Here is a 14,702-nt window from a genome sequence, read left to right on the forward strand (position 1 = left end):
CGCAGACATATTCTGCCGGAATAACCGCACGCCGGCTGGGCGGCCTGTAGTGCGGCGGAGGTGTCATGGGTGGGGACCCGTATGTATCAGGAGCGGTCGGCGAACGGCCGGAGGCGTCATGGGCGCGTCGCGACGGGACGGAGACGCCTGGCCCGTATGGCGACCGGGCCCTACTGACCTCTGCCATGACACGCGGCTACGACGCCGTACCCGACCGGGAACGGGATCGGCTGCTGCGTTATCTCGAAGCGGTTGTCGCGGCCCGCCCGGCGCCAGTGCACACCACCGTCGCCTTCAACGCGGTGTACTTCGGTTACGACCTCGGCGGCGACGGCTACGGTGGCAGCCCGCTGCGCCTCGACGACTTCCCCGTGATCACCTTCGGCGAGCGCGCTCCCGTGCTCCCGGTCGGCGCCATGGTGTGCGTCGCCACCGGGTCGGACCCGCTCTACGCCGAGATCGTCTACCGGGAGGGCGCCCACCCGGAGGTGGGCGCCCTCGGTGACGTACCGGCCTGGGTGTCGGGAGCGCCCGCCGGCGCCGAGGGGCCGGGCAAGCCGGGGAACGGCGCCGCTCCACGGCGAAGGGAGCTGCTCGTCCCAGACCTCCACGCTTTCGGGCCGGCCCTGAGCCTGTCACCGGCCCAGCTCCACCGCTTACGCACGCGCCGGCGCTGGATCAACGGGGATGGCCATGTCGTGGTCGACGTGTGCTACCCGTCCCCGGAGGCGGCCCGGCGCAACGACCTGACGGCCTATGTGGACCATCTTCTGACGACGGCGCGGGAGCAGCTGCTCAGTCCCTTCGTGCCTGTTTCCCTCGCCGAACTGGTGGGCGGTACGCACGACGACGATCTGCGGGCGGGGCTGCTGGGTCTCCTCGACACGGTGCGGGGGGCCCTCAACTCCAGCGACATGCTGCGCACATGGGGTCACTACGCCGTGACCCGGACCTCCCTCGCGGACGGCTGGGGCGACACCGGACCGCTGGGTGGCGACGACCTCAGGTCCCTCGCGGCAGCGGTGGAACACGCGGCCACCCCGCCGAGGCGGCGCTACGGCCTCACCTCTCCGGTCACCGTGTACACAGCGGTCGGCCCTCGACTCCGCGGGTTCCCCGGGGCAACGGAACTGCTCAGGGGAGTGGGGTACGCCACAGCAGTGTGCCGAGCGAATGTGGCGCTCGCCGATGTCGTCCAACGGGACAGCGACCAGGGCCTGTTCGAGAACGGCTCCCGGATCACGCTTGACGACGCCTTCGAGGGCGGAGGCGTATGGCGGTCCCACCATCCCGGTGACGCGGAAACCCCCGGAGATCCTCTGGCCCCGGTCGGACGCGGCTGGACGTCCACGACATGTGCTCCATCGGAGCCGGAGCCGGAGCCGGTCGACCTGCCCCTTTCCGACGATGCCTCCCTCGGCCCCAGCGAGCTCCTGCGGACCGACGCGAACGAGATCGTCTGGCGGTCGCCCCTGCGGCTGGCCCATCTCATCGACGGCTGGTTCCCCCTGCACCCGGACGTCGCGCGGGAGCTACGCCGGTCTCAGGGCCGACGCGCTGGACCACGCCTGGAACTCGACCACCCCGGCGGGGCGTTGGACGGAATCGAGGCGGTTCAGGTCGTCACCGCCGAACTCGGTGACGACACCGGTCGGCTGACTTCAGTCACCTGGCCCCGCGACTTCTTCCCCGGCCTGATGCTCGAGCTGCGCTGGCCCCGCGGCGGCATGCTGATCCGCGTGGCCACGACACGGCTCGAGGAACCGGTGCAGGTCGGCGACCGTGTGATCGGGCACTGCTTCGACTCCCGCGTTCTCACCAGGGAGGACGCTCCTGGCAGTGACCGCCATGGTGACACGGCAGCCGGGCTCGGCCCCCGGCAGCTGGTGATGCGCACCGTGCGCCGTTGCGGGCTGCTCACCCTGGACGGCCATGCCCTGTTGGACCGTTCCGTCTTGCCGAGCGCGGTCTACGGGCGCCTGCCGGCACGGTCACAGGCCGCCGCTCTCGAATCGGCGGTCGCGGAACTCCTCGCGGAACGGCTCCTGGAGCCGGCCCTCGGCAGTCGCGATGCCTGGGGCCAACCGCACTTCCCGGCATGCGACGGGGAGCCGACCATCCCCCTCATCGGCTACCGTCCCGCTCGACGCCGGGTGATACGCCCATGGGGCGGCGCGGAACCGGGCGGCGGGGGGCTGCTCGGTGTCCAGTTCGTCCCCGGCCATCTGCGCCGTCTGCGGCCGGGTTGCTCGCCCAGCGAAGTCCAGCGAGTGGCCTTTCGTGAGCACTGCCGCAGGCTCGGCAAGGCGGACGGCTGGGAACTGCCCGACGGATACACGTTCGTCACCGAGCACACGCGCGGCCACTGATCCGGTCACGGCTCCCCGACCTCCACTTCTCCCTGTCTCTCCCTTCAGGGCTCCTCGTCGTCGAGTGAGCCGCGCAGTACGAGCCGCAGAACGAGCCGTAGAACGAGCCGCAGAACCACCAACAGAAACGGAGTACGCATACATGCAGGACCGCTACCGCGTTGTGACGGGGCCGCCGCTGTCGCCGTCGCGCGTCTCGGTCGAGGGTCTCGAAGGCCTGGCCGCCGCGCTCAACGCCTTGGAACACCCGGCTGTCACCGCCCTGAACGACCTCACGGTCGGCATGGTGGAACTCGCCTTCAACTCCCTGCCGCCCAGGGACCGGCAGGAGTTGCTCGGCAGCCTGGGAATCCGCATGGCGGCGCCTCGAAGGGCCGGCAGCGCCCTGTGCCGGGACGTACTCGCCAGGCTGCGGCGCGAGTCGCTGCAGCACACGTGCACCTGCAGAGTCCGGGAACTCACGATCACCGTGATGAACCAGGTGGGCAGGTACGTCTTCGCGCAGGACGGTGAGACGGTGTCCGACCCCGTTTCCCGGTGGGGCGCGACACTGGTGCGGACCACGGTGTTCGCGTGGTGCAACGCCTCCGTCGCCGACGCCCGCATCCTTGCCTGGGCGGCGGACCAGGACTGGTTCACGGCGACGGCCGACGAGAAGGAGACGGCACGACTCGCCGCTGTCGGTGACGCGGCGCGGTCCGTCGTGGCGGCGCACGCAGGCTTCGTCCCCGGCGCACCGGAAGACCAGGATCTGTCGCCCGCGGGCGATGGGGAGGGCGAGCGCGCTGCCGTCTCCGACCGGCCGCGCACGGACGCCCCCGCATCGGAGACGGCCGCACCGGACCCTGCCACCTCGAACGACATGCCCGCGACGGTGTCCGAAGACTCCCGGAGTGTGGAGGCGACGGATCCGGAGGCGGTCTGCCGACAGCTGGAGTCGGCCGTCGCGGAGGCCCGTCAAGCCGCGGCGAAGGTGATCGGTGCGGTCGCGGACGGACGCCCTCCGCAGGACGAGGACCTGCTTCCGCTGACCGCACTGGGCGCCGTCTTCGACAGCGCCGACGCGGTGCTCCGGGCGGCGGGGCTTGCGGGTGTGCCTCGCCGCCTCGAGGACATGACCCGTGCCGCACAGGCGCACCGGGCGGCACACGAACACGACCTGCAGGCACGGGAGACGCTGCGGGAACTGCTGGACGTCGCATGCCGCCCGGACAGCCCCGCCGCCTCCGCCGCCGAGGCCGTGCGAGGCGCGGCCCGCCGCCTGCTGGAAACACCGGTGTGGGAGGAAACGCAACGGCAGGAGAACGCTGCGCTCGCCGCCTTGGCGCGGCTCATCCGGCTGGGGCGGCAGGCGGACGCCGCGACGGAGATCCTGGGCCTGCAGGAGCAGGTCGTGCGGGTGCTGCCCGCGTGTGCCATGGCGGCGGTCATGGCCCCCGAACTGACGTTAGCGCGGCCGGAGGACGCCGGCCACGGACCCGTCGGGGCAGAGGCGGACGGCACCGAGCCGACGAGCGGTACGACGACCGTGGAACCCGGGGCCGTACCGCCCGCCGGGCCCACCGCGCCGGTCGAGCAGACAGACGAGAAGACGGGGGAGATTGCCGGCCACCTCATCGAGGGGACCGTCCCTCACCCCGCACCGGAACCGGAAGCCACCGCACCTGCCCGGACGGCCTCCGGTGCGCCCCGCGCCGACGACGCCCCGGCCGTGACACCGGCCGTCGCCGATCCGGCACCCCTCACGGACCCGGACGCCGGCTTGCCGGCGACGTCGGCCCCGGAAGCGGACATAACCCCGGAAACGGCCAAGGCCACGCCCCTGTCCGTGGACGGGGACAGGGACGCGGACAGGGACGCGGACAAGGACGAAGATGCGGACAAGGACTCCGACGAGGCCGCGGCCGAGCGTGCCCTGGCGCAATTGGTCGTGCAACGGCGCTTCGGACTCGCCCACCATGTGGCGAAGACCGTCGGCCACCCCGAACCGCAGGTGGCGGCGCTCCGCCTGGCCGGGGCCGCCGCGCTGCTCACCTCCGGTGACAGCCAGGGTGCCCGGCTGACTGCGGACCTGCTTCAGCAGTACAGCGGACACGCAGGCCGTGACGCCGAGGGCAGCGAACTCCTCCTGCTGCCCGCCCTGCTGCGTACGGCGCTGATCACCGGCGACCATCTGGCGGGCGCCCAGCTCAAGGCGCTGGTGCCCCGGCTGCCGGACCGGCTCGGGGAGGTGGCGACCGCCGTGGCCGACCGTGCCCTCAGCGGTGCCCTGATGATCGCCTCCCCGCTGGTCGTCATCGCCGACACCTTCGGGACGGAGGCCAGGCTGCGGGAGCTGCGCGAGCAGTGCCGTGCCCTGCTGGCGCCGCCGAGGCTGCGGTTCGCGCGGGCGACAGAGATCGCCAAGCGGTGGCTGGCCCCCGAAGACGGGACGCTCGGCACGCTGCTCATGACCGTGGTCCGCGACGAGCGCGACGCGGTACACCGTGCGCGGGAGCAGGCCGAACGCCTGTCGAAGCTCACCGAGATCAACAACGAGATCGACCGCATGGACCGCAAGCACCGGTCGCCCAGCGGTAAACCGCTCCAGGGCTCCGGACGGCAGGACCTGGTGCATCTCGTGGAGCGGGCCGCCGGCCTGGTCAAGGAGTGGTGCCTGGCGGTCGACGGCACCCGCCGCGGCGACCGCTCCGACGGCAACCGGGCGGTCAAGGAGATCTCCTCGCTGCGACAGTCCCTACTGGACGGCAAGGAGGCGGTGTTGGGGGAACTGGAGCAGCTGGCGCGGCGCTCGGGGGCCCTCCCCGCCGCGACGGCGTGGGCGGCCCGCGCCTCGATGGAGGAGCTGTTCGCTCTGCTGGCCGGCGACACCGCGACCACGCGTCCCGCCGGTTCCCTCGCCCCGGAACTCCTGCTGGACGTGGAACTGCTGAAGGTGTGCGACACCCGTGACGAGCGGCCGTCCCTCGACCGGCTCCTCACCGCGGTCGACCGGAGCTGGCAGGACGCCCTCGCCGAGCGGCTCGCCAATGACGCCTTCGCCGCGGCCCGTACCGTGGTTGAGCTGGCCGGTTGCGGGGTGCTGCCCGCCGCGCAGGCCAGGGAGTTCACCCCGCCCGCACTGGCCGAGATCGAGGAGCGGGAGGCCAACCGGCGCACGGAGCTGCGCCAGGAACACGACGAACTCGTCGCCGAGCTGCACCGCGCGCAGGCCGACGGCGCCGTGACCGACGACCAGGACCTGCGCCTGCAGGAGCTGCTGGCCGACGCCCGCGCCCGGCTCGACGGCACCGACACGCACGACCTGATCGCGGTACGGCGGGCGCTCGACACCGTACGGCGCGACCTGCCCGCCTTCCGACAGCAGGCCGCAGACCGGATCCGTGCCCGCCTCGACGCCCTGGACCTCACCACGGAGGAGCGCTCCCAGGTCCTGCGGCACCTGGACACCGGCGGCCTGGCCACCGCCGCCGACCTCGTCTACTTCCTGGAGATCGGCGAACCCGTCCCGGAGATCGAGACCGGCGAGGCCCATCTGACCGAGTTCTTCCCGGCCGTGCCCGACGGCCTGCCGGGGGGTGTCGACCGCGGCCTCGTCGACCTCGTCCGGTCCGGCGGCAAGCACCCGACGGTCCCTGTCCTGGACTACGGCGGCCTCTCCACCGACGAGGCGGCCCTAGCGGCCGATGCCCTCGACGCGTGGCGGGAGCTCGGCGCGACCGAGCCGAAGGACCGGCTCGAAGTGTCCGCGCGACGGCAGCTGCTCCCGGCTCTCAAACTCCTCGGCTACGACGCCAAGAGCGCGAAGCCACTGGACGAGCGGTCTCCGAACCTGCGCCGACGCGAGTACCGCTTCTTCGAGGCGATCGAGGTGGAGATCAATGGCAGGGCGAAGGCGCCCGCGTTCGGCTCGCAGATCAGGGAGCAGGGCGGCAGCCTCCGCGTGCTGATGGTATGGGGCCGCCCGCACGCCAAGGTCGTCATGAGCTGGGCGGAGCGGGACACCAGCGGAGGGAGCCTGCTCGTCGTCTACTTCGGCACGCTGAGCCGCGAGGCTCGCGTCGAGTTCGCCGTCGGCTCAGACCAGTTGCAACCCTTGCTCGTCGTGGACGACGCCGCCCTTGCCTATCTCGCCGCCCGAGGCAACCGCCAGGTCAGCACGGCCACGCAGGCGCTCCTGCCGTTCTCCGGCGTCAACCCGTACATCAGGGAGAAGCGTGGCCGGATCGGAGGCGAGATGTTCTACGGCCGTGACGCCGAACGCAAGAGCATCCTGGACCCGCGCGGCACCCAGGTCATCTTCGGCGGCCGCGGCCTGGGCAAGTCGGCCTTGCTCGCCGACGCCGGGGAACGGTTCACGGAGCAGCGCCCCGGCTACCACCAGGCGGTGTACGTCAACCTCGACCAGGAGAACATCGGCAAGGGCAGCTCCCTGGGACCGGAGGCGCTGTGGAGCGTCCTGGACCGGGAGCTGGCCGCGGCGCAGGTACTGGGCCGGCCGCAGGGCCGCAGGTCGCGGCAGGACATCTCCGAACGGGTGCGCGCCGGCATCCGGGCCTGGCTCGATGGGGACTCACGCCGCCGGCTGCTGATCCTGCTCGACGAGTGCGACCAGTTCTTCGAGGCGGACGCCCCCCGCTTCGACCAGACCAAGAAGCTCAAGGGCCTCGGCTCCGACACCAAGGACCACGCCAAGGTGGTCTTCGCCGGACTGCACTCCGTGCAGCGGTTCTCCAAGCTGGCGAGCAACGGGCCGTTCGGCCACCTCGCGCAGACCCCGAAGGTGATCGGCCCGCTCGCTCCCCAGTTCGCCGCCGAACTGCTGGTCGAGCCGATGCGGGCGCTCGGCTTCGAGTTCCAGGACATGGACCTCGTCAACCGGGTGCTCGGCTACTGCTCCTACCAGCCGTTCCTGCTGCAGATGTTCGGTCACCGGCTGGTCGAGCTGATGCACCGCAAGCGGGCGCGGCGCGGAGCCGAGGGACCCCCGTACCGGGTGGAGGTCGCCGACGTAGAGGTCGTGGAGTTGGACGCTGGGCTCAGGGACGGCATTTCGGCGGCCTTCAAGGACACGTTGAGCCTCGACCACCGCTACGACGTGATCGCCAACGTGCTGGCACACCATGCCCGCCACCGCGGCCTGGAGGTGCGGCTGAGCGACACCGAACTGCGCGAGGAGTGCGAGACGTTCTGGCGCAGGGGCTTCGAACAGCTCGACACGGAGGGCTTCCGCGCCTATCTCTCCGAGATGGTGGGCCTCGGCATCCTCGCTCCCAACCACGACGGCCAGGGCTGGCATCTGCGTGGCCCGAACGCCCTGCGCATGATCGGCACTTCCCACGAGGTGGAAGCCCGCCTGCTCAGGGCCGAACATGACTGCGAACTCCAGGAGAGCATCGTGCAGGAGGGCCGCCCCGAGCTGCCCGACGGCCGGCCGGCTCCGCTCACCATCACCCAGCTGGACGATCTGCTCGGCGAGCGATCCAACCAGACGAGGGTCGTCCTCGGCACGTCCGCCACTGGCGTCACCGACGTCGGCAACACCCTGCGGACGATCGCCGGACGCATCGCCGACTGGGTGCTGCCGCCCGTCGGCAGGCCCAGTGTCTACAAGCAGGAACTCACGGGCGGACGCCCGCGTGAACGGCGCGTCGTCATCAGCGACTTCGCCCGCTACCCGGCGCGACCCGAGACCTGCCGGGAGGCCGTCGACCTGGCCGAGACGCTGCTGCCCGAGACCCCGGGGGTGACCCGCGCGGTTGTCCTCGTCACAGACCCCGCCCAGCTGGCCCTGTGGCGCACCTTGCTGACGGGCAACGAACCCACCTCGGCCGTCCCCGTGGTGCTGCGCCGCCACGATCGCCGCAGCCTGCACGGCTGGGCGCAGCGCGTCGACATGTTCCACACGGAGGGCCGCCTTGACCGTCTCCACGAGCTGACCGGCGGCTGGCCCCTCCTGGTCGGCCGCGCACATAGCCTGCACGAGGAACTGGGCGACCCCGACGAGGTGCTGCGCCGCCTGGCCGACCTGCGCACGGACCAGGCCAAGGCCCGCGCTTTCGCCGAGGCGACCGGTGTGTTCACGGACTCGCTGCTCGCGACCGGATACCAGGCCCTCGATGACGAGTTCAAGGAGGGCCTGTTCGACCTGGAGAGCGCGGTGACCGCCGTGGCGGTCCAGATCGAGGACGAGGACGAGGCCCGCTGGATCGTCAGCTGTCTCGATGCCCTCCAGGTGTTCGACCGCGAGGACACCCAGCTGCGCCTGGAGCCACTGCTCCGCCAGTGCGTGGCGCTTCGCGCGTGAGCACGGTGACACTGTGCCGGTCGCCCGCATGTCCGGGCGGCCGGTCGCGCTTCACGGTCATCTTCATGTGGAGGGAGGCTGATTCGGCGCCCTCAGGACAGTCCGGTGTCTCCGCCCGACCCGTATCGGTTCGGCTGCACCAGGCCGGTCTGGTAGGCGATGGCGACGAGCTGGGCGCGGTCGCGGACGTCCAGCCTCCACCGGCTTGGGCGGGGCCTTGAGGGCGGTACCGCCGGGGGTGCCGGTCAACAGCAGGTCGCCTGGGCCGAGCCTCTGGAAGCGGGCGAGCAGCGTGAGTGCCTGCGCCGGACGGACGATCATGTCGGCGAGGGTGCGGTCCTGACGCAGATCACCGTTGACGGACAACTTCAGCCGCAGATCAAGGAGATGGGTGAAGTCCTCCGGCTCCAGCAGCGCCAGGTACGGCCCCCGTCGGTGTGAAGGTCGGATACGACTTGCTCTCGTAGAACTGGGTCTTGGTCAGCTGGACGTCGCGGGCGCTGACGTCATTGGTCAGTACGAGCCCGGCGACCTACGACGGCAGGTCCTGCTCGGTGACGACGGTGCCCACGGGCAGGGGAGCGCCCATGCCCAGGCCGAGTTCGACCTCGTAGTCGAGGAACTTGACGTGCGCGGGCCGGACGATCCTGTCGGCCGGGCCGCTGACCGAGCCGGACGCCTTGCGGAAGAAGGTGGGCGGGATCTCGCCGGTGAAACCCGAATCGCGGGCATGGCTGCGGTAGTTGACCATCTGGGCGACCACCCGGCAGGGCGTGGTGACCGGGGAGAGCGCGACCAGGTCGGCGACGTCCGTTAACGACCCCTGTCCGTTAAGGACCCGGTGCGGTCTCCAAGAGCCCGGCCGGTTGCCTGCGGGCGGATCTTCGCACGTCAGAGATCCCGGGGCTTGCCCACTCGGACGGGGCCGCCGCTGGTGACGGACTCGATGGCGGCGAGGGCGATGGACAGGGCGGCGCGGGCGTCCTCGCCGGTGGCGGACGGGGTGCGTCCGGTGCGGACGCTGTCGGTGAAGTCGGCGAGTTCGGCCACGTAGGCGTCGTGGAAGAGGTGCTGGTCGTAGGTGACGCACTCGGCGGTGACACCGTCGGGGCCGTATGCGGTCAGGTGGGTGCGGCGGATGTCGCCCATGGTGAGCATGCCGGTCGAGCCGAGGACCTCGGCGCGTACGTCGTAGCCGTAGACGGCCTGGAAGCTGGCCTCGGCGGTGGCGAGGGCGCCGTTGTCGAAGCGGATGGTGACGACGGCGGTGTCGAGCAGGCCGCGGTCCTTGAAGTCGGGGCGGACCAGGGCGTCTGCCATCGCGGAGACCTCGACGGGTTCGGCGCCGGGGTTGAGGTGGCCCAGGACGTCGAAGTCGTGGATGAGGGTCTCCAGGAAGATCGTCCACGGCGGGATACGGGCAGGGTCGGCCAGTTCGGGGTCGCGGGTGAGCGAGCGCAGCAGCTGCGGTGTGCTGATGGCGCCGGCGGCGATCTTCTCGTGTGCGGCCCTGAACCCCGGGTCGTAGCGGCGGTTGAAGCCCACCTGGAGCGGTACGCCCGCGTCGGCGGCGGCCGCGATGGCGCGGTCGGCCTCTGCCAGGGTGACGGCCATGGGCTTCTCGCAGTAGACCGCCTTGCCCGCCTTGGCCGCCGCCTCGACGAGGCCGGCGTGGGTGCGGGCCGGGGTGGCGATCACCACGCCGTCGAGATGCGGGGCGGTGAGCAGTTCACCTATGTCCGTGTAGGTGGTGGCGCAGCCCAGCCGGTCGCCCAGGCGCTGCGCGGCGCCCGGGGCGGGATCGGCGATTGCGGCGAGCCGGACGCCCGGGAGCCGGTGGGCGAGGGTCTCGGCGTGGAACGAACCCATGCGGCCGGCGCCGATGAGGCCGACTGCGAGAGGCTGTTGGGCGGTCATGAGGTGCTCCGTACGTCGTCGTCAGGGGTGGTCACGGGGGCCGTGGCGGTCAGGGCCTGTGTCACATCTCCGGTCGGATCAGCGCGCGGCGGCGATGGGGGTGCCCCCGCGCGAGCCGAGCGAAGCCGGTTCGAGCGTGGGGGAGCGTGCGATCGCCAGGCGCCGGAGCGCACTCGATGGAGGTCCCCGCGCGAGGGTGTTCGAGCGTGGGGGAGGAGCCACGTGGGCGGTTCGGCAACGCGGCTGGGGGCCTCACGCCCTTGAGGCAGTGGGGGAGTGCCTGCCAGGCGTCGCGTGCCCGACCGGGGATGTGACACAGGCTCTCAGGGGTCTCAGAGGTCCTCAGAGGGTGAAGGCGGAGCGGAAGCGCTCCAGGGCGAGCTCGCTGTCGTCGGAGGCCCACGCCTCCATCGCGACCGTGCCCTCGTAGCCGAGCTCTTTGAGGGCGCGGGCGACGGCGGGGTAGTTGATCTCCCCGGTTCCGGGTTCGCGGCGGCCGGGGACGTCGGCCACCTGGATCTCGCCGATCAGGCCCAGCGTATGGGCCCTGCGGACCAGCTCGATCAGATTCCCCTCGCCGATCTGCGCGTGGTACAGGTCCAGATTCATCCGCAGCCCGGGCCGGTCCACCGCCTGGACCAGGGCCAGAGTGTCGGCGGCCGTCGCGAACGGCACACCGGGGTGGTCGACGGCCGTGTTGAGGTTCTCCAGTGTGAAGACCACCCCGGTGTTCTCGCCCAGTTCGGCGAGGCGGGTGAGCGTGCGATGGGCGGCGATCCACATCTCCCCCGTGGCCGGACCGGTCACCGGCACCACCGGCAGGCCCTCGCCGTCCAGTCCGGTGCCGTGCAGGTTCAGCCGGGAGCAGCCCAGTTGCTCGGCCGCACGGACCGACTCCTGGGCGGTGCGCAGGAGTTCGTCCGCACCCTCCTCGTCGGTCAGACCGCCGCGGATGTAGCCGGTCATGGAGGAGAACTCGGCAGGGGTCCGGGCCAGGGCGTCCAGGTCGTGCCGGGTCCAGTCCCAGATCTCGACCTGGAAGCCGGCGTCGTGGATACGCCGTGCCCGCTCGTCGATCGGCAGATCCAGGAACACCATCTCGGCGCAGACCGCCAGTGCGTACATCGCCACGTACCTTCTCTCCGCTGTGGTTCGCTAGAACGTCCAGCTACTGCAACGTCCTAGCTACTGGAGCGTCCTAGCTACTAGAACGTTCTAGCGCCAGCTCTTGGGCAGCAGTACGCCAGCCGCCGTGCACCCATGTCAAGACGTCGGTGGCCGAAGACAGCTAGAACGTTCTATAGTCAGCGCTCGAGGTGACGTCCCCGACCAGGGAGGACACAGTGCCAGGGAACCCGGCGGGGCCCGGCGGAAAGCGGCCGACGCTCGCCGACGTGGCGGCGCGGGCGGGCGTGTCCACGGCGCTGGTCTCCATCGTGATGCGCGGCGCGAAGGGCGCCGGCTCGGCCACCCGTGAGCGTGTCCTGCAGGCCGCGCGGGAGATCGGTTACCGTCCGGACGCCCGGGCGCGACTGCTGCGCAGCCACCGTTCCCAGTTGCTCGGTGTGCAGTTCGGCCTCCAGCATCCGTTCCACTCCGACCTCGTCGAGGGCATCTACGCGGCGGCCGAACCGGCCGGTTACCAGATCGTGTTGAGCGCCGTGGCCGCGAGACGCGGCGAACAGCGCGCCGTCGAGACGCTGCTCGCCGACCGGTGCGAGGCGCTGATCCTGCTCGGCCCGCAGGCCCCCGCCGCGCGGCTGGCGGAACTCGCCGGGCAGCTGCCCGTCGTCTCCGTGGCCCGGCGGCTGCGGCCGTCGATCCCCGGCCTGGAGGTCGTGCGGACCGCCGACGACGAAGGAGCCCGCCAGGCCGTGGACCACCTCGTCGCTCTGGGCCACCGCGACATCGCCCACATCGACGGCGGCCGGGCACCGGGCGCAGCCGACCGGCGCCGTGGCTACCGCACCGCCATGAACCGCCACGGCCTGGGCGGACACATCCGCATCCTCGCCGGCGGGCTGACCGAGGAGGACGGCGCCGCGGCCGCCCGGACGCTGTCGGCGGCCCGCCCGCGCCCCACCGCCGTGATGGCCTTCAACGACCGCTGCGCGACCGGCGTTCTCGACACCTTCCTCCGCTCCGGCGTCGCGGTCCCCGGCGACATCTCCGTCGTAGGCTTCGACGACAGCCACCTGGCCCGCCTGGCCCACATCGACCTCACCACCGTCGGACAGGACATCCCCCGCCTCGCCCACCTCGCCGTCGGCCGGGCCGTCGCACGCCTGGAGGGCGACGAGATCCCCGCCGGGGAACAGGTCATCGCCCCCCGCCTTGTCATCCGGGGCACGACCGCTCCGCCCTGAGCCTCAGGCCCGCACAAGGGCCTGGAAGCCCAGGGCGACACCCGCTCGGCTGATCGACGCGCTGAAACAACGGATGCGCGACCGTCATACGGATGTCAGAGGGTCGGCGCCCGCCGACACTCAGGTGATCGTAGAGCCATCCCCGGTTGACGCCGATCCTCTCGGCGTGCAGCCATTCTTCGCGCGGCCTACCGGGTGAGCCGTACCGGCAGGCTCCGCGGACCGCGGATCATCATTCCCGGGCGCCAGGTGATCGCTGCCGGGTGGATGTCGAGGGCCAGGCCGGGACAGCGTTCCAACAGCGTTCTGATGGCGATGCGCGCCTCCAGGCGGGCCAGCGGCGCCCCCAGGCAGTGGTGGATGCCGTGTCCGAAGGCCACATGGCCGCGGGCGTCACGGGAGATGTCGAAGCGGTCGGGTGCGGGGAAGCGCACGGGATCGCGGTTGGCGTCGGCCAGGGCGACGAGGACGAGTTCGCCCCCTCCGGGGACGACTGTGTCGCCGATCGTCACCGGTTCGGTGGTGAAGCGGTACGTGGGGGTCTCCACGGGGCCCTCGTAGCGCAGCATCTCCTCGACCGCGGTGTCGATGAGGGAGAGGTCCGCGCGCAGGGCGGCCAGTTGCTCGGGGTGGGTGAGCAGGGCCAGGACGCCGTTGGAGATGAGGTTCACGGTGGTCTCGTGGCCGGCGACGAGCAGCAGCCAGGCCATGCCGAGGACCTCCTCGCGGGACAGCCTGTCTCCGTCGTTGTCGGAGCCGTGGATCAGCGCGCTCATGAGGTCGTCGCCGGGCCGCTGCCGCTTGCCCTCCACCAACTCCGCCATGTACCGCGCCATCGAGGCCGCGGCGGCCTTGCGGTCCTCGGGGTCGGTGGCGCCGAGCGCGTCGTTCGACCACGTCCGGAAGGAGTCGCGTTCCAGGTCCGGTACGCCGAGGAGTTCGCAGATCACGGAGATGGGCAGCGGGAAGGACAGCGCCTCGACGAGGTCGGTGCGCCCGTCGGGTGCGGTGAGCATCCGGTCCAGGAGCGCGTCGGTGGTCTTCTGGATGCGCGGCGCGAGTTCTTCCACCCGGCGTGCGGTGAACTCGCGGGCGACCAGTTTGCGCAGCCGCGTGTGGTCCGGCGGGTCGGCCCTGAGCATGTGCGGGCCGGAGGAGACGGCACCCAGCGGCAGGGAGGGCGATGCCTTGCCCCAGTCCTTCGAGAGCCTGGGATCCGCGAGGGCGGCACGCCCGGCCTCGTATCCGACGACGAGCCAGGCCGAAGCGCCCCCTTCCGGCATACGGATGCGGTGCACCGGGCCCTGGTCCCGTAACCGGGCGTAGACGGGGTAGGGGTCGCGGGTGAAGGACTCACCGAGCGCGGCCAGGTCGACGATGCTCATGGTGCTACCACCTCACTGGTAGGGACGGATGTCCGGCCGGGACGGCGCGGAGACGGGGCCGGTCCCGGCGGTGGGCCGGAACCTCCGGGGAGCCCGGGGAGCCCGGGGAGCCCGGCCGCGGGCCACACGGCGCGGGGCGTCAGACGTGACGGCGGGAGAGAAACGGCGAGGCACGAGACGGGGGCGGCCACCGATGTCCCCGAGCGCGCGACGACGGCGGGAAGAGCGGCTTCCCGGCGGAGCTTCGGCCCATTCCATGCCGGCATCGTCGCATCACGCTGCCGGCAATGACCGCTCGCCGGCTGTGAAGCGTCCACTTTCGCCCCAAGGTAGATGGTCCGGGGGCCGCGGGAAGCCG

At 71.6% G+C, this 14,702-nt stretch carries 6 protein-coding genes and 1 pseudogene; 3 read left to right on the top strand and 4 right to left on the bottom strand.

Features of this window, described 5'->3' with window-relative positions; translation table 11 throughout:
• Nucleotides 1–185 precede the first annotated feature (185 nt).
• Together CLM62_RS17905 and CLM62_RS17910 are read left to right on the top strand one after the other, a co-directional pair.
• On the top strand, nucleotides 186–2,369 hold the full coding sequence (locus CLM62_RS17905) for a hypothetical protein (protein WP_257003899.1): 2,184 nt from the start codon (nucleotides 186–188) through the stop codon (nucleotides 2,367–2,369).
• Between the two features lie 142 nt (nucleotides 2,370–2,511).
• On the top strand, nucleotides 2,512–8,676 hold the full coding sequence (locus CLM62_RS17910) for a hypothetical protein (RefSeq protein WP_095750876.1): 6,165 nt from the start codon (nucleotides 2,512–2,514) through the stop codon (nucleotides 8,674–8,676).
• 195 nt (nucleotides 8,677–8,871) lie between these two features.
• Here the strand turns inward: CLM62_RS17910 and CLM62_RS17915 are convergent.
• The 3 genes and pseudogenes from CLM62_RS17915 to CLM62_RS17925 all read right to left on the bottom strand — a co-directional run.
• Nucleotides 8,872–9,490 (bottom strand): annotated as a pseudogene (locus CLM62_RS17915) (fumarylacetoacetate hydrolase family protein); the annotation flags it as partial.
• A 77-nt stretch (nucleotides 9,491–9,567) separates the two neighbouring features.
• The gene (locus tag CLM62_RS17920; protein WP_095750877.1) at nucleotides 9,568–10,593 is read right to left on the bottom strand and encodes a Gfo/Idh/MocA family oxidoreductase; all 1,026 of its coding nucleotides are present in this window, start codon (nucleotides 10,591–10,593) and stop codon (nucleotides 9,568–9,570) included.
• 342 nt (nucleotides 10,594–10,935) lie between these two features.
• Complete coding sequence (locus CLM62_RS17925) at nucleotides 10,936–11,718, bottom strand: TIM barrel protein (RefSeq protein WP_095750908.1); 783 nt, start codon at nucleotides 11,716–11,718, stop codon at nucleotides 10,936–10,938.
• Between the two features lie 218 nt (nucleotides 11,719–11,936).
• Here CLM62_RS17925 and CLM62_RS17930 point away from each other — a divergent pair, with 218 nt between their 5' ends.
• Nucleotides 11,937–12,959 carry a LacI family DNA-binding transcriptional regulator gene (locus tag CLM62_RS17930; RefSeq protein WP_095750878.1) on the top strand — a complete coding sequence of 341 codons (1,023 nt, stop codon included), beginning with the start codon at nucleotides 11,937–11,939 and terminating at the stop codon, nucleotides 12,957–12,959.
• Between the two features lie 188 nt (nucleotides 12,960–13,147).
• On the opposite strand, the gene CLM62_RS17935 is transcribed toward CLM62_RS17930, so the two are convergent.
• Nucleotides 13,148–14,344: a cytochrome P450 gene (locus CLM62_RS17935; RefSeq protein WP_095750879.1), complete on the bottom strand. Its 1,197-nt coding sequence runs from the start codon at nucleotides 14,342–14,344 to the stop codon at nucleotides 13,148–13,150.
• Between the last annotated feature and the right edge of the window lie 358 nt (nucleotides 14,345–14,702).

Origin of the sequence: Streptomyces sp. SA15 (assembly GCF_002291145.1) — a bacterium.
In the GTDB taxonomy this organism is placed as follows: domain Bacteria; phylum Actinomycetota; class Actinomycetes; order Streptomycetales; family Streptomycetaceae; genus Streptomyces.

Bases quoted from the DNA above. Each gene is read 5' to 3' on its own strand.
- CLM62_RS17905 (WP_257003899.1), top strand. From the start codon at position 186: ATGACACGCGGCTACGACGCCGTACCCGACCGGGAACGGGATCGGCTG.
- CLM62_RS17920 (WP_095750877.1), bottom strand. From the start codon at position 10,593: ATGACCGCCCAACAGCCTCTCGCAGTCGGCCTCATCGGCGCCGGCCGC.
- CLM62_RS17910 (WP_095750876.1), top strand. From the start codon at position 2,512: ATGCAGGACCGCTACCGCGTTGTGACGGGGCCGCCGCTGTCGCCGTCG.
- CLM62_RS17935 (WP_095750879.1), bottom strand. From the start codon at position 14,344: ATGAGCATCGTCGACCTGGCCGCGCTCGGTGAGTCCTTCACCCGCGAC.
- CLM62_RS17925 (WP_095750908.1), bottom strand. From the start codon at position 11,718: ATGTACGCACTGGCGGTCTGCGCCGAGATGGTGTTCCTGGATCTGCCG.